General features: G+C 57.6%; 25 protein-coding genes. 11 read left to right on the plus strand and 14 right to left on the minus strand.

Annotation, left to right across the window (positions count from 1 at the left end; translation table 11 throughout):
* Positions 1-134: 134 nt before the first annotated feature.
* The 3 genes from B9A24_RS07130 to B9A24_RS21560 all read left to right on the plus strand — a co-directional run bounded on the left by B9A24_RS07130 (position 135) and on the right by B9A24_RS21560 (position 3,256).
* Positions 135-470, plus strand: coding sequence for a winged helix-turn-helix domain-containing protein (locus tag B9A24_RS07130; protein WP_234997065.1), 336 nt, complete (start codon positions 135-137; stop codon positions 468-470).
* A 188-nt stretch (positions 471-658) separates the two neighbouring features.
* A complete protein-coding gene (locus tag B9A24_RS07135; RefSeq protein WP_234997067.1) occupies positions 659-2,800 on the plus strand; it encodes a TonB-dependent receptor domain-containing protein in 2,142 nt (713 codons plus the stop codon).
* 174 nt (positions 2,801-2,974) lie between these two features.
* The gene (locus tag B9A24_RS21560) at positions 2,975-3,256 is read left to right on the plus strand and encodes a hypothetical protein (RefSeq protein WP_143434813.1); all 282 of its coding nucleotides are present in this window, start codon (positions 2,975-2,977) and stop codon (positions 3,254-3,256) included.
* Positions 3,257-3,332: 76 nt separating this feature from the next.
* On the opposite strand, the gene B9A24_RS07140 is transcribed toward B9A24_RS21560, so the two are convergent.
* The 4 genes from B9A24_RS07140 to B9A24_RS07155 form a co-directional block, all read right to left on the minus strand.
* On the minus strand, positions 3,333-4,721 hold the full coding sequence (locus tag B9A24_RS07140; protein ID WP_084444491.1) for a TolC family protein: 1,389 nt from the start codon (positions 4,719-4,721) through the stop codon (positions 3,333-3,335).
* Between the two features lie 81 nt (positions 4,722-4,802).
* A complete protein-coding gene (locus tag B9A24_RS07145; protein ID WP_084444492.1) occupies positions 4,803-7,886 on the minus strand; it encodes an efflux RND transporter permease subunit in 3,084 nt (1,027 codons plus the stop codon).
* A 213-nt stretch (positions 7,887-8,099) separates the two neighbouring features.
* Positions 8,100-9,257 carry an efflux RND transporter periplasmic adaptor subunit gene (locus B9A24_RS07150; RefSeq protein ID WP_084444493.1) on the minus strand — a complete coding sequence of 386 codons (1,158 nt, stop codon included), beginning with the start codon at positions 9,255-9,257 and terminating at the stop codon, positions 8,100-8,102.
* A gap of 260 nt (positions 9,258-9,517) precedes the next feature.
* Positions 9,518-10,012 carry a YciE/YciF ferroxidase family protein gene (locus B9A24_RS07155; protein ID WP_200813879.1) on the minus strand — a complete coding sequence of 165 codons (495 nt, stop codon included), beginning with the start codon at positions 10,010-10,012 and terminating at the stop codon, positions 9,518-9,520.
* Between the two features lie 172 nt (positions 10,013-10,184).
* On the opposite strand from B9A24_RS07155, the gene B9A24_RS07160 reads away from it, so the two are divergent.
* Positions 10,185-10,547, plus strand: coding sequence for an MGMT family protein (locus B9A24_RS07160; protein WP_084444494.1), 363 nt, complete (start codon positions 10,185-10,187; stop codon positions 10,545-10,547).
* A 102-nt stretch (positions 10,548-10,649) separates the two neighbouring features.
* On the opposite strand, the gene B9A24_RS07165 is transcribed toward B9A24_RS07160, so the two are convergent.
* The 9 genes from B9A24_RS07165 to B9A24_RS07210 form a co-directional block, all read right to left on the minus strand.
* The gene (locus B9A24_RS07165) at positions 10,650-11,063 is read right to left on the minus strand and encodes a response regulator (protein WP_159451975.1); all 414 of its coding nucleotides are present in this window, start codon (positions 11,061-11,063) and stop codon (positions 10,650-10,652) included.
* Positions 11,056-11,874: a sensor histidine kinase gene (locus tag B9A24_RS07170; RefSeq protein ID WP_084444496.1), complete on the minus strand. Its 819-nt coding sequence runs from the start codon at positions 11,872-11,874 to the stop codon at positions 11,056-11,058. The genes B9A24_RS07165 and B9A24_RS07170 overlap by 8 nt, the downstream gene beginning before the upstream one ends.
* A 112-nt stretch (positions 11,875-11,986) precedes the next feature.
* Entirely contained in the window at positions 11,987-12,811 is an 825-nt protein-coding gene (locus tag B9A24_RS07175; protein ID WP_084444497.1) for a hypothetical protein, read from the minus strand.
* A gap of 33 nt (positions 12,812-12,844) precedes the next feature.
* Complete coding sequence (locus B9A24_RS07180) at positions 12,845-13,219, minus strand: hypothetical protein (protein ID WP_084444498.1); 375 nt, start codon at positions 13,217-13,219, stop codon at positions 12,845-12,847.
* A gap of 233 nt (positions 13,220-13,452) precedes the next feature.
* On the minus strand, positions 13,453-13,770 hold the full coding sequence (xseB, locus tag B9A24_RS07185; RefSeq protein ID WP_084444499.1) for an exodeoxyribonuclease VII small subunit: 318 nt from the start codon (positions 13,768-13,770) through the stop codon (positions 13,453-13,455).
* A gap of 163 nt (positions 13,771-13,933) precedes the next feature.
* Positions 13,934-15,346 carry an exodeoxyribonuclease VII large subunit gene (gene xseA / locus B9A24_RS07190; RefSeq protein WP_159451976.1) on the minus strand — a complete coding sequence of 471 codons (1,413 nt, stop codon included), beginning with the start codon at positions 15,344-15,346 and terminating at the stop codon, positions 13,934-13,936.
* A gap of 586 nt (positions 15,347-15,932) precedes the next feature.
* Complete coding sequence (serA, locus tag B9A24_RS07200; protein ID WP_084444501.1) at positions 15,933-17,834, minus strand: phosphoglycerate dehydrogenase; 1,902 nt, start codon at positions 17,832-17,834, stop codon at positions 15,933-15,935.
* Between the two features lie 90 nt (positions 17,835-17,924).
* Complete coding sequence (locus B9A24_RS07205) at positions 17,925-18,641, minus strand: DUF421 domain-containing protein (RefSeq protein WP_084444502.1); 717 nt, start codon at positions 18,639-18,641, stop codon at positions 17,925-17,927.
* Positions 18,642-18,739: 98 nt separating this feature from the next.
* Positions 18,740-19,912 (minus strand): serine hydrolase domain-containing protein, encoded by a 1,173-nt coding sequence (locus tag B9A24_RS07210; RefSeq protein WP_084444511.1) that lies wholly within the window; start codon positions 19,910-19,912, stop codon positions 18,740-18,742.
* Positions 19,913-19,954: 42 nt separating this feature from the next.
* Between B9A24_RS07210 and B9A24_RS22025 the strand changes: the two genes are divergently transcribed.
* The 6 genes from B9A24_RS22025 to B9A24_RS07235 all read left to right on the plus strand — a co-directional run bounded on the left by B9A24_RS22025 (position 19,955) and on the right by B9A24_RS07235 (position 24,371).
* The gene (locus B9A24_RS22025) at positions 19,955-20,119 is read left to right on the plus strand and encodes a hypothetical protein (protein WP_159451977.1); all 165 of its coding nucleotides are present in this window, start codon (positions 19,955-19,957) and stop codon (positions 20,117-20,119) included.
* A gap of 90 nt (positions 20,120-20,209) precedes the next feature.
* On the plus strand, positions 20,210-21,160 hold the full coding sequence (locus B9A24_RS07215) for a helix-turn-helix domain-containing protein (RefSeq protein WP_084444503.1): 951 nt from the start codon (positions 20,210-20,212) through the stop codon (positions 21,158-21,160).
* Positions 21,161-21,332: 172 nt separating this feature from the next.
* Positions 21,333-21,839, plus strand: coding sequence for a hypothetical protein (locus B9A24_RS07220; RefSeq protein ID WP_084444504.1), 507 nt, complete (start codon positions 21,333-21,335; stop codon positions 21,837-21,839).
* A gap of 71 nt (positions 21,840-21,910) precedes the next feature.
* Complete coding sequence (locus B9A24_RS07225) at positions 21,911-22,471, plus strand: YceI family protein (RefSeq protein WP_084444505.1); 561 nt, start codon at positions 21,911-21,913, stop codon at positions 22,469-22,471.
* Between the two features lie 68 nt (positions 22,472-22,539).
* On the plus strand, positions 22,540-23,730 hold the full coding sequence (locus B9A24_RS07230) for a serine hydrolase domain-containing protein (RefSeq protein ID WP_084444506.1): 1,191 nt from the start codon (positions 22,540-22,542) through the stop codon (positions 23,728-23,730).
* 47 nt (positions 23,731-23,777) lie between these two features.
* Entirely contained in the window at positions 23,778-24,371 is a 594-nt protein-coding gene (locus B9A24_RS07235; protein WP_084444507.1) for a YdeI/OmpD-associated family protein, read from the plus strand.
* Between the two features lie 130 nt (positions 24,372-24,501).
* Here the strand turns inward: B9A24_RS07235 and B9A24_RS07240 are convergent, their stop codons facing one another.
* Positions 24,502-25,458: an aldo/keto reductase gene (locus tag B9A24_RS07240; RefSeq protein ID WP_084444508.1), complete on the minus strand. Its 957-nt coding sequence runs from the start codon at positions 25,456-25,458 to the stop codon at positions 24,502-24,504.
* 445 nt (positions 25,459-25,903) lie between these two features.
* On the opposite strand from B9A24_RS07240, the gene B9A24_RS07245 reads away from it, so the two are divergent.
* Entirely contained in the window at positions 25,904-26,749 is an 846-nt protein-coding gene (locus B9A24_RS07245) for a bacteriorhodopsin (protein WP_234997069.1), read from the plus strand.
* The last annotated feature ends 74 nt before the right edge of the window (positions 26,750-26,823 follow it).

Genomic DNA, 26,823 nt, shown 5'->3' on the forward strand with positions numbered 1-26,823 from the left:
AAGCCTAACCTGCTGGGCTTGGCCAGGACGCGACAAGAGCGCAGAGTTGCCCCCCAGAGCAGCATAGCCTTGCTTCTCGGCTAATCAGACCGAAAAAGCAGCATGATCCGGGCTGCTTTTTTATTATAGCCTTTATGAAAGAGTTACTGCACGACGAGCTAAAATTTCGCCTCAACGGCCGGTTGTGGCTGGAAACCGATGAGCGATTTATGGGCATTGGTCGGCTGGAACTGCTGGCGCACATTCAGAAAGTAGGCTCTATCTCGAAGGCCGCGCAGGCAATGAATATGTCGTACAAGCGCGCCTGGGATCTGGTAAGCTCCATGAATGCTCAGGCCCGCACTCCCCTGGTGCTCACCCAGACCGGTGGCAAACACGGCGGCGGCACCGAAGTGACGGTAGCGGGCCAGCAGATGATACAGGGAGTTTGGGGCTTTGCAGGAGCGCTTTCAGTCGTTTATGCGCGCTGAGGAGCAGCGTCTTGGCTTAGGTTAGCACGACCAATTCGGCGCGTATAGAAGCGGGCGGCAAGCAGCTATTCTGACAAGCTGCTTTAAGTGCTGCCAGCGCCGTTGCGTAGTGCACCCGCTTTCTTAAATTGCGTTATGTTATATAAAATATAACGCCTTGCATGAAAGCTTTTACTCGATTAGCCTCTATGCTTCTGCTGGCTATGTGGCTGCCGCGGTTCGCGCTAGCTCAGCGCCCTGTCCAAGCGCCCATTTCAGCTGATACATCCTGCAAGAGCATAGCGCTGAAGGAGGTAGTCGTGGCGGCTTCCAAAGTAGAAGAGAGCTTTTTGCAGTCGCCGGTGACGGTAGAAAAGCTGAGCGCACGGGCGCTGCGCCTGACTCCGGCCCCTTCGTTTTTCGACGCCATTGAGCACTTGAAGGGCATACAGGTGATTACGCCCAGCCTGAGCTTTAAAGTCATTAACGCCCGCGGCTTCACCAATACTACCAACGTGCGTTTTGCCCAGCTCGTGGACGGCATTGATAACCAGGCTCCGCACATCGGCGGGCCAATTGGCAATGTATTGGGGCCAAGCGATTTGGATATTCAGGCGGTAGAAATCGTGCCGGGCACGGCCGCCGCCTTGTACGGTCTGAATGCCATCAACGGGCTGGCTAATTTCAGCACCAGAAGCCCCTTTCGGAGCGAGGGACTGAGCGTGCGACAGAAAACCAGCCTCAACCACCTCCGCGACCCCAGCAGCGGGGCCCGGCTTTTCTCCGAAACCAGTTTGCGCTACGCGAAAGCGCTGACGCCGAAGCTGGCCTTCAAAGTAAACGGTACCTACCTGCGCGGCTACGACTGGGTGGCCAACGACCAAGCGGAGCTGAACCCCAACGGCAACGTCACCACCGGCCTTTTCGGCAGTGATAATCCCGCCCGCGACCCGGTAAACAGCTACGGCAACGAGTCCTCGGACAGGGCTACCCTGGCGCTGGGGGGCAAAAATTACGTGGTGGCCCGCACCGGCTACGATGAGCGCGACGTAGTGGACTACCACCTGCAAACCATCAAATACGACGCGGCGCTGCACTATAAGCCGGGTGCCGCCACCGAGCTGGTTTACACCTACCGGGGTACCGTGCTCGACAACGTGTACCAACGCTCCAACCGCTTTCGGCTCCAAGATTACCGCTTGCAGCAGCATGCGCTCCAACTCCTAAGTCCGGTAGTGCAGGCGCGGGCCTACCTGACCACCGAAAACACGGGCAAAAGCTACAACCTGCGCTCGGCCGCCGAAAACCTGGACCGCAGCTTTAAGCCTGATGCCACCTGGAACCGGGACTACACCACCGCCTGGAATGCGGCCGCGGCCGCTGGCCAGACCGTAGCCCAGGCCCACGCTACCGCCCGCACCGCCGCCGATGTGAGACGGCTACGGCCTGGTACGCCGGAGTTTCGGCAGCGACTCGCCGAGTTGCAGGATATCAACAACTGGGACCAGGGAGCCGCCCTGCGGGTGAAGGCTGACTTGGCGCACGCCGAAGGACAGGTAGATGTGGCTGAAGCGTTGCGCCACCACAACAGCTCCTGGCCCGCTCGCCTCAGCCTGCTGGTGGGTGCCGACCACCGCACCTACATCATTCAGCCCGACGGCAACTATTTTATCAACCCCGAGAAAAATAAAGACCCTGACAGCAACCTCACCTACGGCAAAACCGGGGGCTTCGTGCAGACCGGAGTCCGGCTGCTGGACGATAAGCTGCGACTAACGGCCACGCTCCGGGCCGATAAGAACGACTACTTCCGAGTGCGCTTCAATCCGCGCTTTACTACCGTCTACTCACCAACCCAGCGCCACAATTTTCGGGTGAGCTACCAGAGCGGCTACCGCTTTCCGAGCTTATTTGAAGGGTTTTCTAACGTAAACAGCGGCCAGGTAAAGCGCATTGGCGGCTTACGGGTGATGTCAAACGGGGTGTTTGAAAACAGCTACCTGCGTAGCAGCATCGACGCCTTCAACGCTGCCGTAACAGCCGCCATCAACGCCAATACGAGCATGGTACCGGCGGCTCAGAAACGGCAAACAGCTATCAGCGACAATCAGGATTTATTGGTAAAAACGCCGTACACCTATCTGAAGTCTGAGTATATCAGGTCGCTGGAGCTAGGCTACAAAGCCGCGCTCCTGCCAGGCGGGAAGCTGTTGCTGGATGTGGATTTTTACTACAACTCCTACCGTGACTTTATTGCCCAGGTAGAAGCCTACGTGCCCAAAACCAGTAATCCAGACTCGGCCGCTATTTACCTGAGCACCCGCGCTACCCAAAACCGCTACCGCCTCTAGACCAACGCGCAAAGCCGGATATACAACTACGGCGGCTCGCTGGGCCTGCGCTACGAGCTGGCCGGGGGCTACTTAGCCGGTGCCAACACCACCTACACCCGCCCCGACCATACCGAATCGGGCGACGGACTGGAAGACGGTTGCAACACGCCCCGCTGGAGCTACAACTTCAGCTTGGGTAATGAGAACGTATATCGCCACTTTGGCTTCGGCCTGAATTACCGCTGGCAGGCTTCTTATTATTCCCAAACGTTTCTGGTGAGCGGCACCGTGCCAGCTTACCACACCCTCGATGCCCAACTAATTTATGCGGCCACGAGCCCCAAGCTGCGTTTTAAGCTTGGGGCCAGTAATGTGCTCAACCAATATTATACATCATACCTGGGCGGGCCGAGCGTGGGCGGGCTCTATTACCTGGCCGTCACGGTTGGGCTGCAATCGTCTAATAATAAATAGTATACAGCCAGAAAAGCCCCCCGGCCCAGCGTACTTGGATCGGGGGGCTTTTCTGTTGTTTAAGTAAACTGGAATACTAGGGCCGTGGCAGGTTTTCCTGCACCAGATACCCGCTAAGGCGACGCAGGGTAGTCTCGGCTTGCTTAGCCTGGAAGCGAATATCCAGCAAACGCACCTCAGCGTCGAGCTGGCTGCGCTGGGCTACGCGCAAATCCAGGGGCGTGAGCAGGCCCAGACGGTAGCGCGCCAGGGCAATATTTACGTTTTCGCGGGCCAGCAGAATGTTCTCCTCTTCCAGTTCCAATAGTTGCAGGCGGTTCTGATAGCGGGCCAGCGCCTGCTCGGTTTCGGCGTCGAGGCTGAGGCGGGTCTGGTCCAGTATCAGGCGGCTCTGCTCCTCAATCACGCGGGCATTCTGCTCTAGTCGTCGCTGGTTGAAGCCGTTGAAAATAGGAATGGTAGCCACAACGCCATAATTCAGGCCCTGGTTGCGGCTAACGTTGGTGGCGAGCTGCGTACCAAAAAAAGCCGCGCCGTTGATGTTGCGCGTCAGGCCATAGCCACTCGTCAGGCTTACCTGGGGCCAGCGGTCAGCCCGGACGAGGCGGCGCTCGTAGCGGGCCACATCGACTCCCAAACGGGCTTGCTGCAACCGCGGGTTCTTATCTAATATACCCTGCACAATCTCCTCGGCCCGCAATCCGGTCGTGACTACGATAGAATCAATAGGCTGAAAATCAATAACTGTGGTGCGACCAAGTAGATTGTTTAGGTTGATTTTAGCGGCTGACAGCAATTCCTGCTGCTGCAAAAGCAGCGAGCGGTCCGCATTGTAATCAACGCGCGCCGTCAGCACTTCCACCTTGGCGCTCACGCCCACGTCTACGCGGCCCTGAGTAAGGTCGATGCGCTGCTGACCGATGTTAAGAGCCTCTTCGAGGGAGCGAATTTTGCCTGACTCCCGCACTACGTTGTAGTAAGCATCGGTAATGTTGGCGATGCTTTCCTCAATGGTGGCGCGGGTGATTTGCTGCTGCTGCTGCTCCAGCGCCTTCAGGCGGTCGTAGGCGATGAACATGCCCAGCCCGTCGAAAACGGTCCAGTTGAGGGCTACGTTGGCATTAAGCTGATTCGATTCCGCTCCGTTGGCAATGCGCGGGTCCTGGTCGCCGAGCTGTTGCCGAACATTGTTGCGGGTGAAGTTGCGGGTGAAGTTGCCATTAACGCCGGGCAGCTGACCAGCATTGCCGCGGGTCACGTTGTTGCTGACAATCTGCTCGTCGGTGCGGGCCAGCCGAATACCATAGTTGTTTTCCAGCCCAATCTTAATGGCCTCCTGCAAGGTGAGAGACGGGGCCGGCGCTACGGTCTGGGGCTTGGCAGTTTGATCTTGTTGCCCCCACGCCAGCGGCGAAATACTGAACAGCAGAAAAGAGAAAAACAGCGAACGGGAAAACAAGGACATTCTTACCACAAAAAGGCAGACTACTAAAAAATACAGGCCATCGAGGCTAACCAAGAGGCGAAGCTACATGGGGGGCTTTTATCAGGCAGCCAAGGCTTTCTCGGCCTCTTCCTGCTTTTTGCCGTGTTTCTTAGCCGTAGCAAAATACGAGTACATCACCGGCACCACGTACAGCGTGAGGCCGGTAGCAAAAAATAAGCCCCCCACTACCCCAATACCCATAGCTCGGCGGCTAAGCGCGCCCGCCCCAGTAGCGATGGCAATAGGCAGAATACCGAGAATGGCACACAAACTAGTCATCAGAATAGGGCGCAAACGGGCCGTGGCGCCTTCCACAAGGCCTGTCATGTAGTCGGCACCTTGCTCTACACGCTGGTTAGCGAACTCAACAATCAGAATACCGTTCTTGGTCACCAAGCCAATGAGCATGATGATACCGATTTGCGAAAACAAGTTTAGCGTCTGGTTGAAATACCATAAGCTGAGCAGTGCACCCGACAACGCCAGCGGCACCGTCACCATGATAATAACCGGGTCGCGGAAGCTTTCGAACTGCGCGGCCAGCACCAGATAAATCAGCACCAGCGCCAGACCAAAGGCAAAGAGGAGGGAGGAAGAGCTTTCCTGGAAGTCGCGGGAAGCACCCGAAAGTTCGGTAGTAAAGGTTTCGTCAAGCTGTTTATCAGCAATGGCTTGCATGGCCGCAATGCCATCACCCAGGTTTTGTCCGGGCGCCAACGAAGCGGAGAAAGTAGCCGAGTTGTAGCGGTTGGTCCGGTAAAGCTGGGGCGGTGTGCTGCTCTCAGTCAGGCGAATCACATTATCCAGCTGCACCAACTGGCCATCGGCGCTTTTTACGGAGAGCAGACGCACGTCCAGGGGCTGATTTCGGTCTTCGCGGGCTACCTGCCCAATAATCTGGTACTGCTTGCTGCCCCGGATAAAGTAGCCGTAGCGCTGCCCACTCAGGCCCGACTGAAGGGTCTGGCTGATGCTCTGCACCGATACCCCCAGGCTCTGGGCCTTTTCCCGGTCAATGGTAATGCGCAGCTCCGGCTTGTTGAACTTCAGGTTGACATCTACAAACTGGAAGGCAGGGTTCTGGCGAGCCTCCTCCAGAAACTTAGGCACCGCGCTGCGCAGCCTGTCGAAGTCCTGGGTCTGAATAACGAACTGTACCGGTAATCCGCCCCCGCCATTGCCAATACTCTGGTCCTGCGACACGGAGGTCCGAGCCGCCGAAAGGCGCTTTACCCCATCCGATAAGGTAGTTGCGATTTGGTCTTGCGTAAGAGGACGCTTATCAGCATCGAGCAGAAGCACACGAGCGATGCCCGCATTGCTGCCACCCCCAAAACCGGGCGAGGTCACGGTAAATAAGCTGCTCAGGTTGTCCTTGCTGACCGAGTCTGTGACCAGCCTGGTAACGTTGGCCATATACGCATCCATATACTCGAAAGAGGCTCCTTCCGGGCCAGTAGCATTCAGGTTGACGCGGCTGCGGTCTTCCACTGGTGCCAGCTCGGAGGGAATAACTTGCATGAAGCCCCAGATACCTGCGCCCGTGCCGACCACAATCAGCCAAGCCAGCCAGCGGTTGCGCAGGAAGGTTCTCAGGCTGTTTTCGTAGCCCTCAATCATCCGCTCAAAAAACGGCTCGGTCTTGCGGTAAAACCAGTTGTGCTTTTCCTCGCGCTTGAGCAGCACCGAGCACATCATGGGTGTGAGCGTAAGCGAGACAAACGCGGAAATCAGGACCGAGCCGGCCACCACGATACCGAACTCGCGGAAGAGACGCCCCGTGATACCCGTCAGGAATACCACCGGCAGGAACACTGCCGCCAGTACCACCGTCGTGCTGACCACAGCCAGCAGAATTTCCTCTGAGCCCTTGATAGAGGCTGTTTTGGGGTCTTCTCCGCCCTCAATCCGGGAGTAGATATTTTCCAGTACTACAATGGCGTCGTCCACCACCAGGCCAATGGCCAGCACGATAGCAAGCAGCGTGAGCACATTGATGGAGAAGTCGAGCAGGTACATCACGAAGAAAATACCCACCAAAGACACCGGAATGGCCACTACCGGAATAAGGGTAGAGCGCCAGTCGCGCAGAAACAGGAAGATGATAACTACCACCAGCACGAAGGCCTCGATGATGGTATGCTCTACCTCGGCGATAGACTGACGAATGAAAACCGAGTAGTCGATGGCCGTTTGGAGCTTTAAGTCCTTGGGCAGGTCTTTGCCGTAAAGCTCGATGCGCTTGTTGAACTCGTCGGCAATGTCAATCTGGTTGGAGCCGGGCTGGGGTACTACGGCCAGGGCCACGCCTGGCATACCGTTTATCCGGAAGATCGTCTGATCGTTTTCTGGGTACAGCTCAGCGTAGCCGATATCTGAGAGCCGCACCAATGAGGAGGCGTCTTTTCGGATAATCAAATTGTTGAATTCTTCGACCGTGGTAAGGCGGCCCATGGTACGCAAGGTAAGCTGGGTATTCTGGCCCGTCACGGCGCCGCTGGGCAGCTCCACGTTTTCGCGGGTAAGGGCAGCCTGCACGTCCACCGGCGACACACCCAGCGCCGATAGCTTCACGGGGTTCAGCCAAAGCCGCATAGAGTACTTTCGCTCGCCGTAAACGCGGATCTCGGAAACGCCCGGAATAGTCTGAAGTCGCTCTTTCAGCGTGTTGTTAGCATAATCTGTCAGTTCCAGCAGGTTGCGCCGGTTGGAGCTGACGTAAGTAAGCACGATAGGCTGGGAGTCGGCGTTAGCCTTGCTCACAACGGGTGGGTCGATGTCGCGCGGAAGGCGGCCTTGGGCACCGGATACCTTGTCGCGCACGTCGTTGGCGGCAGTTTCCAGGTCAGCATCGAGGTCAAACTCTACCGTGATCTGAGTGCGGCCATCGCGCGAGCTGGAGGTCAGGTTTTTGATACCCGCAATACCATTCAGTGCCTCTTCCAGGGGCTCCGTCACCTGACCCTGCATTACGTCGGCAGAGGCACCGGTGTAGGAAGCCGAAACACTGATAATAGGTGGGTCTACACTTGGGTATTCCCGAATGCTTAAATATCGAAACCCAATCACACCAAATATCACGATGACGAGGCTCATCACGATGGCGAGAACGGGGCGATTGATGCTGGTTGAGGAAAGACTCATATACTTGGGCTTTCAGAACAAAAAACTCCCCTCCTCAGTTGAAGAGAGGATGTTGAGCCGCAGGCTCAACGGGGGTGGTTGGGGGCGTTGCTGATGTTGTTTAAGTGTTTAACCCTGAACAAGACAGCTAATCGAAGAAAAAGGCCAGACAATCACACTAATCAACCAAGCAATGAAGTCAACCACCCCAGCTGAGGAGAAGAGCTTATTGTTCTATTGCTTAATTATTCTAACAGCGTCGCCGGGCTTTACTTGCAGAATGCCGGTCTGAATCACGGTGTCGCCAATGGACAGGCCGTCAGTAATCTGAATCACCTTATCCGAGCGAATACCGATCTTCACCTTCCTGGGGGCCATTTTTCCGTTTTTTACGGTGTACACGCTGTAGCCGCTGGCTTCCGGAATAACGGCTTCGGTGGGTATTTGCAGGGCATCCGTCGATTCGCCGAGCTGCAGGTTCACTTTCACGTAAGCACCAGGACGTAGCTCGTTGTTGGTGTTGGCGTAGCGGGCGCGCACTGGCTGGGTACGACTCACGGGGTCAATTTGCGGATCGATAGCGTATACTTTGGCTTCGTATTCCTTGTTGGTGCCCTCATCTGTTACGCTTACCACGTCGCCTACGCGTACCTGATTCGCAAAACGGCCGGGCACGGCAAAGTCAATCTTGACGGGACGCACACGGGAGAGAGTTGTGATTTCCGAGCCGGGGCTCACGTAAGTACCCACCGTGGCCGTCGTCAGGCCCAGCACGCCATCGAAGGGAGCCCGCACGAAAGCGCGGTCCAGGGTGGCACGCAGCGCCTGCAAGTCCGATTGGGCCGTAAGAAACTGGTTGTTAGCCTGCTCGTATTCCTGGGCACTGATGTATTCTTTATCCAGCAGCGTGCGCTGACGCTTCTCTTGGTCGCGGAAAAGTTTGATGTTGTATTCCTGCTTACGGATGGCGGCCTGCGCTTCATCGGCATTAATGCTGAAGAGCAGCTGGCCTTTCTTTACGGGTTGACCTTCCTTGATATTGAGGCTGGTGATTTTGCCCGACAGCTCACTTTTAATAACCACCGACTCATCGGCGAGTACCGAGCCCGTGGCCGCCACCTGGTCGGATAAATTAGTGGCCTGCACTACATATACCTGCACCGGAGCTTTGGCACCCGCGCCGCCCCCAGCGCCCCCACGACCACCGCCGCCCGGCGCACTTTTGCCCCCCGGTCCTCCTTTGCCCCCCGCAGTAGGCGAGGGGAAGTAGCGCATCTTAATAAAAACTGCCGCCGCGATGGCGGCTACGGTCAGTACAATCCAGAGTATTCTGCGCCCGGGGCGCGACTCTTCTATTTCGGGCACAAGCACTTCTTTCTCCTTGGTTTGCATGTGGTAAGGGAGCTATTCCCAACTCAGTATCAGTAAAATAAAGCGCTGGCAGAGTGGCAAGCTTATATCAACGCCCTCGCCCTGCCGTAAGTTTAGCAGCAGCCCCGGCAAGTGACGGATAATTGTCATCAGCCCAGGGGCTTGCTGCTTAATTTGCCCCCCAGAGCTTATTCTGACTGTCCTGATGGGCACGCTTAGCCAGTCAAGACACAAAAAAAGCCTGCAGGTTGCAGGCTTTTTTAATAAAAAGTTTGCGGCGCTTACATCGCCTTCTGGTTGATGTAGTTCTTGGCCAGGTCGTTGAGCTTGGTATCCGTCAGCTGCTCTTCCTGTAGGGTCTGGCGCAGTAGGCCCGCCGCCTCCGTATGCCCCAAGCGTTCGGCGTAATGAGCGGCCGTGCCGTAGCCGGAAATCTCGTAGTGCTCGATGCGCTGGGAGGCGGCAATCAGGGCGGCGTCCATTACCTCATCGGTCGCGTTTTCCGACATGGTTTCTTTGCCCTCGGCAATCAGGCCTTCCATAGCCTTGCAGGTGTGGCCGCTCAGCTTCAGGTCCATGGCCTTGCCAATCTGTTCCAGCCGGGCGATATGGTTTTGGGTCTCGCCTGCGTGCCGTTCGATGCCCTCACGCAGGCGGTTGTCTTTGGCTTCCGCGGCCATTTTGGGCAGCGCCTTCACCAGTTGGTTTTCGGCACTGTACAGGTCCTTGAGCTGCATCCCAAACAGATCGTCGAGGGTTTTCATTTTGTCAAACATAGCCTTGTAGTTAGGTTAGATGGGTTAGGAAATACTGTGCGGCCATCAGTGGCCTTGCGCTTATTGGTTACGACGACAACCTGACTCGGGTTAGGTAAAAAAACTTGTTTCTTCTTACTGTCGAGCTTGTTTCCGTTACCTGTTCTGCTTTGTTTTCCGTTTACTTTGCCCCATGAATACCCCCCAAGAGCCGACCGAAACCCAGCGCAATTTTTTTCAGGATGTGCACGAGGTCGTTCGCCTGATTCCGCCCGGCCGGGTGAGTACGTACGGCGCTATTGCGCACTATCTAGGTGCCCGCCACGGGGCGCGCATGGTCGGGTATGCGCTTATTGCCGCCGTGCCCGCCCGTGGGCTGGCGCAGGTACCGGCCCAGCGCGTCGTCAATCGAAATGGGTTGCTCACGGGGCGCCACCACTTTTCTACGCCCACTGCCATGCAGGAAGCGCTGGAGACCGAAGGCGTGCAGGTAATAGATGACCAGGTGCAGGACTTTAAGAATGTATTCTGGGACCCGGCGCGGGAGCTGCTTTAGTTCCCAGCGCCAGCTCATAAGGTAGCTGCAGGGCAGCCGATCAACAAAAAGCCCCCAGATGTCTCTGGGGGGCTTTTTGTTGAGGGAGCAATATGCCTCAAATTAATTCTTTATCAACGAGCCCGGACGCGCGATTTTTTGCCGGCTAACTATTTCAATAGCCTTACGCACTTCTTCAGGATTAGCGTTTTTAAGCAGATAGCCGTGGGCACCCTCCGCCCGCAGATTGTCGATCAGCTCCGGCTCATCATGCATAGAAATGATAATGACGCGTACGTACGGGTACTGAACCCGAAGCAGGCGAACCGTTTGCAGGCCGTCGAGTACGGGCATCTGTAAGTCCATCAGAATCACGTCGGGCACCACTCCAAAGTCCAGGCGCTTCAGAAGCTCCTGTCCGTCGCCAGCTTCGAAGAGCACTTCCATGTTGGTAAATCCGCTCACCAAAGCCCGTAGTCCTTTGCGAAATAACAGGTGGTCATCAACAACGGCGACGCGAATAATATCACTATTCATGGATAGATGTATTGATAGTAGCCTCATCGGTAACAAGATACGGAAGTGGAAGTGTAATCCAAACCCGAGTGCCATCGCCCGGAGCTGATTCGTGGTGAAGGGTGCCACGCAGTACCGCGACGCGGCTGCGTAAGTTGGTAAGTCCCAATCCGGTACGAGTGCCAAGGGCAGGTAGCACATCATTGGCGATAGGGTTAAATCCTACTCCATTATCACTGTAGTGCAAACTAAGCTGCTGCGGTTGAAAATCGACGGCGATGCGCAACAGGCTGGCCTGAGCATGCTTAAGGCCATTGCCCAGCAACTCCTGCGCGATGCGGTACACAATCAACTCCAGACCAGGATCGAGGCGGCGGGGAGTGCCGTCCTGCTCAATAATTACCTTGGTATGACCATCGGGCGGCACGGTACGAGCCAGCGCATCAAGGGCGAAGGGTAGCCCAAACTTCTGCAGCGCAGCCGGCAACAGATTGCGCGAAATACGCCGCACCTCCGTAATTACCTGATCGAGCAGGTCGGTGGCTTCCTTCGTGCGGGCGGGGTCGCCGAGGGCGTGCAGGTGCATTTTGGCAATGGCCAGGGTGGTGCCTACGCCGTCATGCAGATCGGCGGCGATGCGCTGGCGCTCTTCTTCCTGGGCCAGCAGGGCCGCTTCCAGGGCCTGCTGCTGGGCATCCTCGCGAAGCTGCTGCATCTGCAGTTGCTGCCGCAGGCGCCGCCGCTGGTCCCGAATCACGAAGACGATGATACCGCCGGCCAGCAGCAGCAGAATAGGGGTAATAAGAAGAAAGGGGAGTAGTGTTTTGGTCATACGTGGCAGGGAAAACCAGGATGCAGACGCCCGGCTTAATCTCAGTACTTAATGGTAATTAAGTAGTTACGTTGACAAGGACAAGACTAAACCTTGGAAAAGCCCCCCAACACTACTGGTTCTTTTCATTAACGGAAATAGAATGTTCAGGGTGACGTAATTCGCTTTCAATTGGCTGTTTCGCAAAGGGTTGGGATAAGAAGCGCAACGGGCGCTGCTGCCAGCGGCTATAATGCAGCCACTTAGGCAGCGCGCGGCGTGGGTTGGTGCTGAGCGGGAAGAAGGAGAACATCCAAGCCAGCAGGGCCATCGCTACAGCAAACAGGAAAGTGTCAGGCACACTGACAATAATATCCAGCCGGATTTCGGTGGCAAGATCGTAGTCTAAGCCGTAAACCACGTTTCTGGCGACGTACGTGATGATGGAGCAGGAGCAGTATACCAGAGTAGCTACGCTTAGAAAAAAGCCGGGCTGCTTTTCCAAAGGCGTAAGTGGCGATTCGAGCGTGAGACGCGCGATGTGAATCATGGCCAGCGTCAGCAGAATAGCGCAGCCAAAGGAATGAGAATAAGTGTTGATATCGCTGAACAGTCCATTCAGAAAAGCAGCGTCTACAAAAGCTACTACTAAAAACAAGTACAGGCTCGGCCGTATAGCCTTCTGAACGCGGCTCTGGGGCAACAGGCGGTAATAAGCCTGCGTCAGAAATAACACCAGCAAAACCGTGGCCAGGTGATGGATATAGATGTTATTGTGAATAGTAATCCGGCTTAGCCTATCCAGAAAATACAAGAACGCCTCGGCTGCCACGTAGTAGTACACGGGCCGGAATGCACGGGGAATATGCCGTCGCCGAAGCCAGGCCGTGGCAAAAGGCAGCAAAGGCGCGGACTCCAGCACCCGGTTAATGAGGTGAAGCCGCGCCCAAGGGTCCATAAGAGTCTAAAAAAGTGATAAATAACCCAGCCCCTACTGCATCAGTGGGCTGTTCGGGTCGCAGATTGAGGGGCAAGTCATAGGTGTTTCGCCCACCCCGTCACCGTTGTCGGGCAGGGTGCCATCTTCCTTGACTGGCGGCAGCAAGTCTTTGCCCTGGTCATCGACGCCGATCAGTACCACGCGGCGTGCTCCACTATCATCAATAGCCTGGTAGATACGCAGGCCGGCGCAGTTGGGCTCGGCCAGCAACCCTTGCAGAAACTCCTTGCCGAAATAGTGGGCGAGGGTAGGCTTATCGCCGGGCAGGCGGGGCGTGTCGCGGTAGCGACGGGTCCAGCGGGCGGCGTCGCGGGGCTTCATGCGCCGTCCGGCGCGCGGGTCGAAGGGAGGCTCGGTAGCTTCCATACAGGAGCAAAAGAAATAAGTGTGGTAAGAGCAGGAAAGAGACTGAGGCAAGCCTCAATCGTAATAGAGCGGAATTCAAATATAGGCAGTCCGCGCTGGATTGGCAGGCATCCGGGCTGCAATCATAAAAATAAAAGCAGATAGTTTCCGGGCGGGCTCCACATGGGGCGGAGGGCGGCGCTGGCGCGGTGCCAGAGGCAGATTCGGACAGGATGAGCCAGGCTCGACAGCCGCTAAAACGGTAGCTCACCTGGCGACTCGGGTGCGAGCGGGCGCGCGCGCGGCGCGCGGCGCATGGCCGTGGGGGGCTCCTGGTCGTCCTCGTCGGCGGACAAATCGTCCTCTGCGTCATCTTCCTCGTCCAAGTTCTCAAACACACGGTCGATGGCCGACTCCGCGGCGCGGAGCTTGTGCTTGCAGAGCCGGATCAGCTCGGCCGAGCGTTGCACGCGGGTCGTGAGGTCGTCCACGTCTACGGTGTCCGTTTCGAGGGTGCGCAGAATGGTTTCCAGCTCTTCAATAGCTTGGCGGTAGGTCAGGTCGTTGGTCATGGAGAAGGGTAGCAGGCGGCGTTTGGCAATCCAAGCTGACCGCAGTAATAGAGATGTGTACGTAGAGCTGGGGGGCTTTTTTGACTGGTAAAAGCAAACTGGCTGTCTGCTCTGCTAGCTTTCCTGCGCATAACGTTATACGCGTTGGCCTGCGGCTGCAAACCTAGCTGAAAGAAGCGTCCGATGGTGGAAGTGCGGGGGTTAATCCTGCCAAAAAGCCCCCCAGCGCTTCCGGCTGCGCCGCGGGCCATAGCTGCGCCAGTCGTAGCTCGGCCCGATGCAACAGGCGCTCGGCGGCCAGCTGCAACTGGTAGCGCCGCCGCAACAGTTGGAGCTGCCGCCGCTGCTGGTGGCGCCGAAACCGTTGGGCTAACGCCCGGCCAAACGTGCGCAGCTGCCGTTGCTGACCAGCCAGTGCCTGTTGGGCCGCCCGCTGCGCTGAGTGACGGGTGCGGTCCAGTATGCGGTGCTGCTGCCGCAACTGCGCCCGTGGCACCGTGGCCGCCTGCCGAATGCGCTGATGCAGGAGAGTGCGCTGCTCCGCAAACTGGGTTTGAGCTGCCTGTTGGGTGTGTCGGGCGAGCCGGCGCAACTGGTCGGCCGCATTTTGTACTTGCCCAAAGGCTAGTTCCTGAATGCGCTCCGCGTAGCCGTCAAAAGCTGCATCAAGTCGGGCCAGGCGGTCCAGGAAGAAGATAGCAACGGCAGTAGGTGTTTTCAGCGCCGTGTGAGCGGTCAGATCGACTACCGCTTCGTCGCGCTCGTGGCCGATGCCGGTGATAACGGGCAACGGGAAAGCCCCAACAGCAGCGGCCAAGCCATAATCATCGAAAGCCAGCAAATCGGTTTTGCCGCCACCGCCCCGGATAATGACGACCGCATCGAAGTAGCGCCGCTGGGGCCTGATATGGTCCAGCGCCGCCCGGATACTGGCTGGTGCCTCCGTGCCCTGCATGAGGGCGGGCACCAGCGTTACCGAGAAATCATACACCGATTCGCTGAGCTGCTGCATAAAGTCCTGAAAGCCCGCCGCCGTGGGCGAAGAAATAACGGCCAGGCGCTGGGGACCAATAGCGAGCGGCAGCCGCTTCTGCCTTTCGAGCAGGCCCTTCGCGGTGAGCTTGCGCACGGTGTCGAGGCGCTGGCGGGCCAGGTCGCCGACGGTGTAGGTCGGGTCGAGAGCCAGCACATCGAGGCTCAGGCCGTATTGCTCATGAAACTTGATCTGCACCCGCAGCATCACCTTCAGGCCCGGCTGCAGCTCCTGGCCAGTAGCCTCATAAAAAGCCGGGGCCAATGCCTGATAGCGCTGACTCCAGATGGTAGCGCGGGCCTGGGCCTTCAGCTCCGCGCCGCGGCCGGTGCGGTGCTGGTCGGTGAGGGTAAGGTAGCAGTGAGCGCCGTCGTGGCGGGGCGCGGTTAGCTCCGCGATTTCGGCGAGTACCCAGTAAGAGTCAGCAAAGCGGTCGGTGAGCGTTTGCTTTACGCGCAGCAGCAGCTCGGCCAGGGGCAAAGCCAGCGGCGGACGACTGGGGGGCAAATTTGGTTCGGGGCGACGGTTAAATAGCGGCGGCATAGGGAACAAAGTACGCAATTGGGGGCAGCGGGAGCAAGCATAACCAACGCGACTGACACTCATCCTTGTTGGATAACACTGGTTAAGTAAAAATTCGATACTGATTGATTTAGCATCTCAACCAAAAAAGGGGCACATCCTGATTGGATGCGCCCCTTTTAAAAAGAGAAGTTGTTTAGGCATTGCTTTGAAGACTCCCAGAGCATTATGACGAGCGAAGTCGAAGCGTCTCTACCTCAATGCTAATCTCGACGAAGCGGGAGAGATGCTTCGACTCCGCTTAGCATGACGCGAAAACGCTTTTCTAAACCTGTTGCGAAGTAAAAAGCGAAAAGAAGTTTTAGACTTGTATCATGCATGGCCAATCGCACATAGTTTGTTCACTCCCCCCGTGCTGTTCCCAGGCTTGGTTGGCAAGGGTGGTCAGGCGCTGAGCGAAGTACTGACCGATCAGGGTGCGAATATTCTGCAAATCGTTTTCGCTGACCTGCTGGACGAATACCTTCAGCAGCTACTGTTGCAGGTTGGTCAAGTTGGCAGGTGTTTCCAAGTGTACATTCTTCTACAGAAAAGATTCGGTAGGTGTTTAGTATAGCACCCGAAACTTAATCGTGTGCTCTATCTTGCGTAGTTCCCCAATTACTTCCGGCGCATATTCCTTGTCAATATCGGTAATCACGTAGCCGATGTGCTCGTTTGTTTTAAGATATTGACCGAGAATATTGACGTGGTGAGCAGCGAGCAAGTTGTTGATGCTGGCTAGGACGCCGGGCACGTTGGCGTGGAGGTGAATAAGGCGGTGTCCGGGCTGCACGGGCAGCTGAATATTGGGCAGGTTCACGCTTTGCTGAGTGTTGCCGGTGTTCACGTAGGCCATGATGCGCTCGGGCACGAATTCGGCGATGTTGCGCTGGGCCTCGGCCGTGCTGCCACCGATGTGGGGTGTGAGCAGCACGTTGGGCAGGCCCCGCAGCTCGCTTTCAAAGCTTTCGTGGTTGGTTTTGGGCTCATAGGGAAACACGTCGATGCTGGCCCCGCCGAGGTGGCCGCTGCGGATGGCGTCGGCCAGAGCCGGAATATCCACGATATGACCGCGGCTGAGGTTGAGAAAAATGGCCCCCGGCTTCATCTGGGCAAACTCCTCGGCCCCGATGAGGTTCTTGTTCTCGGCCCGGCCATCGACGTGCAAAGTCACGATATCGGCTTGCTGGAGTAGCTCCGGTAAGGTGCGGCACTTCACGGCGTTGCCGAGCTGGAGTTTTTCGGCTACGTCGTAGTACAGCACCTGCATACCCACGGCCTCAGCGACGACCGAGAGCTGGCTGCCGATGTTGCCGTAGCCCACGATGCCGAGCTTTTTACCCCGAATCTCGAAGCTGCCTTTGGCCGATTTGTCCCACTCGCCGCGGTGCATTTTGGGGTTTTTGTCGGGGATGCGGCGGGCCAGCACGATGATTTCACCCAAGGCCAATTCTACCACCGAGCGGGTATTGGAGAAAGGCGCGTTGAACACGGCTACGCCCTTTTTCATGCAGCCCGTCAGGTCAATCTGGTTGGTGCCGATGCAAAAGGCCCCCACGGCAATCAGGCGGTTGGCCGCTTCGAGCACGCGGGGTGTTACCTGCGTTTTGGACCTGATGCCCAGGATGCTCACGCCGGCGATGCGCTCCACCAATTCGTCTTCGTCGAGGCCGCCGGGCACGCTGTCTACCTGGTAGCCTTCCTGGCGGAACAGCTCGGCGGCGCGAGCGTCGGGGTTTTCGAGCAGGAGTACGCTAATGCGGTTTTTGGGGTAGCTGAGCGTCATGGGAAGCTTGTTTTGGTAGAGAAACTCGTCGAAGGACGGAATGACTTCGTCGGCCTGGGCCACGACGGCGGCGCGGGCCACGTTTTCGGTGAAGGCGTAGAAGCGGTTGGCCAGGCCGGCTTCGCGCATTTGATAATCAGTGTAGCCGTCGCCCATCACGTACACGTCGCCGGTGAGGTCGAGGAGGCGCAGCTGCTCGATTTTGCCCCCGTCGCGGCTGAGCACGTTGGCTGGGTCGAAGCCGGTAATTTGCCCCCCGGCGTCGTAGGTGAAGGTGTTGGCTAATACAAATTCGGGCGCGATGCCAAAGTCGGCCACTACAGGCTCAATAAACTCCCGAAAGCCGCTGCTCACGATGTACACCCGCCCCCGAAACTGCTCGAAGAAGCCGCGGTTGCGCACGATACTGTCCGACACCTTGGTTTTGAGTTGGTCTACGAGCAGCGGCAGATGCTCGCGCCGGGCCTGCAACAAAGCCAGCCGCTGCTTCAGCGACTCCGAAAAGTTCAGCTCTCCGCTCATACCCCGGTCGGTAAGAGCGCGGATCTCACCCACGATCTTTTCTCGTTCCGGGTGGTTGATTAAAGCAATATCAGCCAGCTCATCGAGGCCTTCGACCTGGGTGAAGGTGCTGTCGAAGTCGATGATGAGGTAGGGGAGAGGCGCGGTTGTACGGGGCATGGATGCAATATCGGGGAGAAATGCTTCTCGCTATGCATGAGCCAGCGCGCGTCGCAGACGTGCGCCGGCAGCTTCCTTACTGTTTTTCTCTTACGCTATCCGCAGTGTGGCGCAGGCGGGCACCCAGGCATCGTGCTGGCACACGCTACACGTAGCGGCCTCGCCGCGGGCCAGCTCCTGTACATGGCCGCAGCGGGCGCAGGCGTGGCCGCCGGCTTCCTGGGCGCGGCGGTGGGTGTTGGCCACCCGCTCGGGCCAGATGGGCAGGCCGGGCCGCACGTCTTTATCTTCACAAAAGAAAAGGCTCACGTCGCCGGTGGCTTCGATGTATGCGCGGCGCACCTGGCCCAGATGCTCTACCTGCAATTGGCGCATTTCGCCGAACAGTTCTTTCTGGGTGAGGTTCTGCTTGGCGATATTCTCCAGGTGAATCTGGCCGTTTTCCACCAGCAGCACCGGGACCCCTTCCAGCCAGTCGCTGAAGCTAGGAAACCATTCGGTAAGGCGATTGAAGAGCAGATACAGGCCCGATACCACCACGAATACCACGAGCACGTGCAGGATCGGCACGTCGTCGTAGAACATGGCATCGCCGGCGGCCGAACCCAGCGCCAGGATAATGCTCAGCTCGAAGAGCGAAAGCTGCCGTACGCCGCGCCGGCCCGTCACGCGCAGGGCCGCAATGATAAATAAGTAAGTAAGGACGCAGCGAAAGGCTATTTCCAACAGAAACAGCGGCGGCATGTCCTCGGACAGGAAAATACGGTGCCAGTCGAAAGGCTCGATAGGGGCGGCAAGGAGGAGCATAGAGGCAGGTGAGGGTTGCTACCCTAACGCGACTTGCGTGGCCACCGTTGTTGAGCTAGGCCGCGGGGCCGGCTCCTGGGCCTGCGAAGCTGGCAAGGCTACTCGCGCACCGCCGCCAGCACGCGCTTTATCAGCTCGTCGGGCTTGCCATCGTGCCAGCGCCACACGATGACGATATCGTGCTCGGGATCAATCCAGATTGTGTTGGAGCCGGCCCCGAGGGCGGCATAGCTGGTGGCGGGGGCGCTGGGCCAGGCTTTTTGCTCGGTGTTGAGCCACCACAGATAGCCGTAGTCCAGCCCGACGGGGCCGCGGGTGGTGGCTTGCTTTATCCAGGCGGCGGGCACGAGCTGTTTTGCCCCCCAGCGGCCCTGGCGCAGCATCAGGTAGCCGAAGCGGGCCTCGTCGCGGGCGCTGATCCAGAGGCCGCCGCCCCAGCGGGTGCCGCCGCTCACCGAGGGCATCACCTTTCCGTCGATTTCGACCATAGAATTGCGGTAGGGCACCCACTGCCACGTCGAGGAGGCCCCGATGGGGTTCATAATCTCGTCGCGGAATACTTCCGGCAAGGGCTTACGCCAGAGCTCCAACAGGGACAGCGCCAAGCGGTTGATGCGCACATCGTTGTATTCGTAGTAGGTGCCCGGGGCCTGGAGCGCGCGCGGCTTCCGCTCCCCTTTGCCGAAGGCTTCCGGACCCACGAAGTTGACGTTTTTGCCCCACAGCGCGCCGGCCCACTCGCTGGTCTGGCGCAGGTGGTGCTCCCAGGTGATGGGCCGGTTCTGGGCCGAGGCATAGCTGCCATCCTTGATGTAGTCAGCCACCGGGTCGCGCACGTCTTTGATGATGCCTTTGTCTACCGACAGGCCGACGATAGTTGACAGCACGCTTTTGGCTACGCTGTACGTTGGGTCGGCGGCCTGGGTGTCGCCCCACTCGGCCACGATGTAGCCGTGGCGCAGAATGAGGCCGTTGGTGGCGGCGCGGGTAGTGGGCAGGGGGCCAAGCGGCTCGCCAAAAATCTCCTTCTGGGTGGAGAAGTCGGGCTTCATCTGGGTGGTTTCCTGTTGCCTGGCAAAGGCTACGGCCTGTTCCAGCAGGGCCGCATCCAGGCCCACCTGCGCGGCATCTTTGCGCTGCCAGGCGTCGCCGGCGGCGGGGAAGTAGCGCGTATTGGCCGTCTGGGTGGTCTGCGGTGCGGTTTGGGAAGGCGTTTTGGCGCAGCCCAAAAAGGTGAGCAGGACGAGCAGGTAGGAGAGTGTGGAGCGCATGGGGGGCATTTTTAAGACAGCCAAAGATGCTTAACTTTCCCCATGCAGCTACTCATTACCCCGGAGATTGTTGTTCTTTTTGCCGTATTGGCGCAGGCGGTATTCGCGGCGGGGCTGCTCTGGTTTGCTCCCCACAACCAGCTGCCGAACCGCTTTCTGGCCTTGCTGCTGCTGGCTATTGCTCTCTGGGTGCTCGACGGATTGTAGCGTGCCTCGGGGCTGTACGGGCAAAATGCCGAGTGGTACTTCACCCCGATTTACTACTCCCTGGCTTTCGGGCCGCTGCTCTATTTTTATGTGCAGAGCCTAGTAAGTCAGCCGTTTCGGTTGCGCGCGCGGCACTGGTGGCATTTCGTGCCCGTGCTGGCGCAGGCGACGCTGTACTGGTGGCTGCGGTTCGAGCCGTATTCGGTGCGGCTGTGGTTTTGGGAGCAGGTGCACCAGCCCTACACGTACCGCATAGAGTTTGTCGGCACCTGGGTGTCACTGATTGTTTATCTGGGCCTGAGCCTGCGGCTGCTACGGCGCTACCGGCGCTGGCTGCCCGATAATTTTTCCGACCTGTCGCAGCTGCGCCTCCAATGGCTGCGGGTGCTGTTACTGGTGCTGGGGCTGGTAAGCGTGCAGTGGCTGCTGGAAGTAGTGCTGCGCGAATTTTTCGATCTGTACTACACCTACGATTACTCGACCTGGCTGCTGGGTGGGGTTGTGCTGCTGCTCGGGATTGTGGGGCTGCGCCAGGCCGATATGCGAGCCGTGCATTTTGCGCCCATTGAGGCCCCCGAGAAAGCCCCCCAGCTGGTGGGCGCGGCAGCTCCAGCTGAATTAGAGCCCGTTGGGGGGCTTTTTTCGAGTTCAATTGATACGAAAACTGCTGTTTCGGTAGTGCCGGCCGCACGGCCGGCGGCAGCAGTAGACGCGGCGGTGCTGGCGCGTCTTCGGCGGGCGCTGGAGGAAGAAAAGCTGTATTTAAACCCCACGCTCACGCTGGCCGAATTATCGGCGCATACCGGTTTGGCACCACGGCTTATTTCCTTTACCGTCAATAATGGGTTTGGCCAATCTTTCAACGATGTAGTGAATGGCTATCGGGTAGAAGCCGTGAAGCGCCGGTTGGCCAATCCAGCCGACGTGGCCCGCCTCACGCTGCTGGGCATTGCCTTCGAATGCGGCTTTAATTCCAAGACCACGTTCAACCGCATCTTTAAGCAGTTCACCGGCGTCGCTCCCAGCGAGTTTAGTGGGTAGCAGGGTCTTGGGGGTTTAGATGCTGCTGCTCTGCTTCCTGATTTCAACCAAGACCCTAGACACCCACTAAGCCCCACATCACGATCTGGTACGCCCCACATCTGCATCTGGGGCGCTTGATGGAGTCTGAGTGCCCACTTTTGGACCGTATTCACTAACCTGGACTACGGTCATGAAAAACTCTCTTCTGGCGCTAACGCTACTGCTCAGCACCTCCCCGCTACTCGCCCAAACCGCCTGGACGGACCACTCCCGTGCCCTGCCCGACAAGCTGCGCCAGGTGCCCGTGGGCCTCACGCTCTGGCATACACCCAACCCCAACTACCCCGAAGCCGACCCCAGCAAACCGGGCCAATACGTGTGGAAACATAGCACGATGCTGCGCGCCGAAGCAGCCGATCTGGAGATAGTGGAGTGCGGCAGCTTTATCTGGTACAGCGCCGAGGGCTGGAAGGCCAACATGCGCGAAACGCCCGCCGAGTTTGCGGAGCTATTCAATTGCCCCCAAGGCCAGCTGCGCCAGGGCGCTACCTACACCTTCGCCAAAAACTACCGCTACGCCGCCAGCGCCCAGCAGCTCTACGGCGGCGACGCGCTTTGGTACATTTTGGCCAAAGATAAGAACGGCAAGCTCTACAAAGGCATGGGCCTGATCGAGACGGAAGCTACCGTACGCTAGTCGCCCAGCAACCTGTAAGACGGTCTGGGGGGCTTTTTTAGCCTCACTCACCTTCACTTATCAACTTTATCATGAAAACGCTCTTGTTTATGCTGCTCGCCGGCCTGCTCCTATCCTTCCGGCCCGCCTCTACTGCTACCTTTCAAGCTTTGCCCGCCGCCAGCCAGCTCACCTGGACGGGCTACGCCGAAGTAGGCGACTGGGTGCCCAGCGGCACGCTTCAGCTCCGGCGCGGCACCTTCGTGTACGAAGGCAACACCCTGCGCCAGGGCCGCTTTGAGTTTGAAATGAAGACCATTACCCACACCAACGCCCAATTGCAGAAGCACCTGCGCGGGGCTGATTTCTTCGATGTGGAGCGCTTTCCAGTGGCCGTATTTGTGCTGCGCGAGGTGGTAGATGGGCAGGCTGCCGGCGAGCTTACCTTGAAAGGCATTACCAAATCGGTGCGCTTTCCCCTCACCATCACGACTCAGCCCGAAGGCCTGCGAATACAAGGTACTGCCACCATCGACCGCACGCAGTTTGGGGTGAACTACAACTCAAGCAGCTTCTTCCAGAACCTGGGCAGCTACGCCATCCGCAACGAGTTCACCTTGGCGTTTGATGTGCTAGCTAAGGCCACTAAATAGCTGATAGCCAATAGATGTGCTATGTTAGCAAAGCAAATTATAGATGAATCACATTACTTTTAGTCGGTATGCGAATCACTACTCAGGCATTGAAGCCATTGTTGGCTTTCGGACTTTTTTTGCTGCTGCCCCTGACCAGCCAGGCCCAGAAAGCAGTAATCCAGCGCCTCGAAGGCAGCCGCATTTCGGTGCAGGAAATAGAGCGGCTGGTGCCCGCGCTCATGGATTCGGCCAAGGTGCCGGGCTTGGCGCTGGCTATTCTCGACAATAATAAGGTGCGCTACGTGAAAGCCTTTGGGTACCGCAGCGTGGAGCAAAAAAGCCCCCTGGAACCTCAGACGGCCATGTATGCGGCTTCTTTTAGCAAAGCTGTATTCGCTTATCTGGTAATGCAGCTGATGCAAGATGGCCTGCTTGACTTAGATAAGCCCTTGCATGAATATTTAGCGAAGCCCCTGCCGGAAGTGGCGGGCTACGAAGATCTGGCGGCCGATGATCGGTGGAAGCAGCTCACGGCCCGCATGGCGCTCACTCATACTACCGGCTTGCCCAACTGGCGCTGGCTGGAACCTGACGAAAAGCTGCGGTTCAAATTTGCGCCTGGCGCCCAGTACTGGTACTCGGGCGAAGGGTTGCAGCTGCTGCAAGTAGTACTTGAGCATATCACCCAGAAGGGGCTGGTTCAGCTAAGCGAGGAGCGCGTATTCAAGCCCCTGGGCATGGCGCGCACCAGCTACGTGTGGCAGCCCGTTTTTGAGGAAAACCATGCCGTAGGATACCTGGAAGATGGTACGGTGCTGCCCAAGAAAAAGCGCAAAAAAGCCGGCGCCGCGGGCTCTATGGAAACCACCATTGCCGATTATGCCACGTTTGTGGCCGCCGTGATGCAAGGCAAAGGGCTTACGGCCAAGGCCAAGCAGGAAATGGTACGCGCCCAGGTGGCTATTCCCTTCAAGGCCCAGTTTGGCCCGCTGGCCACCGTACCGACTGACGATAACAAGGCCATCAAGCTGTCGTATGGGCTGGGCTGGGGGACGTTTGAGTCGCCGTATGGCCACGCGTATTTCAAGGAGGGGCACGACGATGGCTGGGAAAACCACAGCGTGGTGTTTGGCGACCAGAAGAAAGGCTTGATCCTGATGAGCAACAGCTCCAATGCTGATAAGCTGTTCAAGGAGCTGTTGGAAAAGCTGCTCGGCGACACCTTTACGCCCTGGCAATGGGAGAACTACGTGCCGTATAATTACTCGGCAAACTAAGCGCTGACTTTACCTAAAAAGCCCCCCAGCACCTTCCCATTGTACCTATGGCTCGCGTCATTGACAGCTATGAAATTGTAGATGCTCCCGACCCGGCCAGTTGGCGGGCCTGGCTGGCGGCCCAGCACGCCGCCTCGCCGGGTGCGTGGCTGGTGCTGTACAAAAAGGCCAGCGGACGCCAGGGACGCATGACCTATGCCGAGGCCGTGGAGGAAGCGCTGTGCTTTGGGTGGATTGATAGTCTGCCGCGGCTGAAGGATGAGGTCTGCTTCCACCTGTTGTTTACGCCCCGTAAGCCGCGGAGTGTATGGTCGAAGCTCAATAAGCAGCGCATAGAAAAGCTGCTGGCCGACGGCCGTATGACGCCCGTTGGCCTGACCAAGATAGAAGCCGCCCGCCAAGACGGCAGCTGGGATACCCTCAACGCCAGCGACGCCCTGGAAATGCCCCCCAGCCTGACTGTTGCCCTGGCCGCTAACCCCATAGCGCAGCAATACTTCGATGCATTTGCCCCTTCCGCCAAGCGGCAGATTTTACAATACCTGTTTAGCGCTAAACGCCCCGAAATGCAGCAGAAACGAGTGGAGCAAATAGTAGCGCTGGCGGCCCAGAACAAGAAGCCTAATCAGTCTCCTAAATAGCGGAAGAGGTAGCGTAAAGCCTTCGACAAAAAAAGCCCCCCAGCATTACACCTGTGTGCAGGCGTCGTGCGTGGGGGCTTTTTTATGACTGCGTTAGAAGGGAAACAGGATTCAACTCGTGCTGTAGTAGTTAGGTGGCTACGCTGGCGCCTTCGAGCTGCTCCAGCGCCTCGGTATCCAGCTGTAGGTCAGTGGCTTTCAGTAGCTCCTCTACCTGTTCGGCGCTGGTGGCGCTGGCAATAGGAGCGGTAAGGCCAGGCTGAGCCATAATCCAGGCCAGCGCTACCTGGGCGGGCGTGGCGTGGAGGCGCTCACTCACGGCGTCGAGGGCGGCCAGAATAGCCAATCCTTTATCGTTCAGATATTTACGACCGACTCCGCCACCGCGGGCGCTTTTCTTCAGGTCGGCTTCTGAGCGGTATTTGCCGGTCAGGAAGCCGGCGGCCAGGCCGTAGTAGGGAATGACGCCTACGTTGTGCTCCTGGCATAAGGGCAGAAGCTCCTGCTCAAATTCGGCGCGGTCGCAGAGATTGTAGAGCGGCTGGAGCGACTCGTAGCGCGGGAAGCCGTGTTGCTCGCTGGCCTGCAAGGACTCGCGCAGGCGCTCGGCCGAGAAGTTGGACGCTCCGATAACGCGCACTTTGCCTTCCTTCACCAGCTGGGCGTAGGCTTCCAGGGTTTCTTCCACCGGCACCTTCGGGTCGTCTTTGTGCGACTGGTAGAGGTCGATATAATCAGTCTGGAGGCGCTTGAGCGAGCCTTCCACGGCCCGCAGGATATAGTTTTTGGCTAAGCCCCTATTCTCGGTATTCACTTCCCAGCCTACTTTGGTAGCAATCACCACGTCGTCGCGGCGGCCGCGCTGCTTCAGCCACTTGCCGATAATGGTTTCGGATTCGCCGCCCTGGTGGCCCGGCACCCACACGGAGTAGCCGTCGGCGGTGTCGATGGCGTTGCCGCCCCCGGCCACGAAGGCGTCGAGCACGGCAAAAGAAGTGGCTTCGTCGGCGGTCCAGCCGAACACGTTGCCGCCCAGTACGAGGGGTGCTATGGAAAGGGAAGAGTTACCTAATTGACGCTTATTCATGGTGATACGGTTGTGTTGGGGTTAGATAGATCAGACTAAAACGGAATTGCGGTTTACGGCATAGAGCGGGCAGAGGTAGGTGGAAAGCGGTGTGTATAAGTTTATAAGCTTCAGTCGCTCGTCTGTAGACATACTATGAGGCGGCGACCAAGCGCGGCTCGCCTGCAATGCGAAGCAAACAACATAGCAATGAAGCGGGCAAGAAGCTTCCACAAACAGACTAAAACGAAGCAGTGTACAGAGCCAGCGGAAGTCTGAAAAGGCTATTTCGCACAGCGCAGGGCGGACGTAATGGGGACAACCATTAAAGATTTTTAATAAACATTTCTTATAAGAGAAAGGTAATCTAGGCTATAACTAAAGTCGCTAAGGCTTCTCTCCTCCTATCCCCGCCCGCTATTCCTTTATTTTACCAACACCTGTTAATGAGCTGCTTATGGAAAACATGGAAAACCACTTCGCCTATACTTCGGCCCAGTTCGACATCATCACGCATGTCCTGACGCTGGGGGTAGGCGCGCAGATTGCCGGCCTGATTTATTTCGTGTTGACTCGCAAAAACTCAGCGCCGCGCTACCAGCTTTCCTCGGTGCTGTCGGCGGTAGTGATGGTATCGGCGGCGCTCATTCTGCTGAATCAGCAAATCAATTGGACCAGCGCTTTCACCTGGGATGGCCAGATGTGGCAGCGCAGCGACAGTACGTTTTCCAATGGTTACCGCTACGTCAACTGGTCAATTGACGTGCCCATGCTGCTGACGCAGCTGCTGATTGTGCTGGGCATCACGGGGGCCAAATTCAAGAAAATATGGCTGGGCTTTACCCTGGGCGGCTTGGCAATGATTTATACGGGCTACGTGGGGCAGTATTATGAGACTACCAGCATTCCGAATTTGCTTATCTGGGGCGGCATCAGCTCGGTATTTATGGTGTACATCTGCTACCTGGTGGGCACTACCATTTTCCGCACCGCGCATACCCTGCCCGGCACTACCGGCGGCCTGATGCGCAACATTTTCTGGCTGCTGATTTTCTCCTGGACGCTGTATCCGATTGCCTACCTCGTGCCGTGGTTTATGCCCACCGAGTGGGGCATGGTGCTGCGCCAGGTGCTGTATACCGTGGCCGATATTACCTCCAAAGTCATTTATGGCGTTATGCTGAGCCGCGTAGCCGATGAGCGCAGTGCCCACGAAGGCTACCTGCCCGCCCTGGAATCGTTGGGCTGGGACACAGAGTCAACCCAGATTCAGGAGCAGCAGGCGCGCCACCCCGAATTGCAGAAATTGTAACTCAGTGCAGCTCTCAGGTCACGCTTTCTTGCTTCTTTTCAGAATGCTTCTCAATGTGGGTAAAGTTTAGGAAG

The sequence above is a fragment of the Hymenobacter roseosalivarius DSM 11622 genome, from assembly GCF_900176135.1.
GTDB lineage: Bacteria > Bacteroidota > Bacteroidia > Cytophagales > Hymenobacteraceae > Hymenobacter > Hymenobacter roseosalivarius.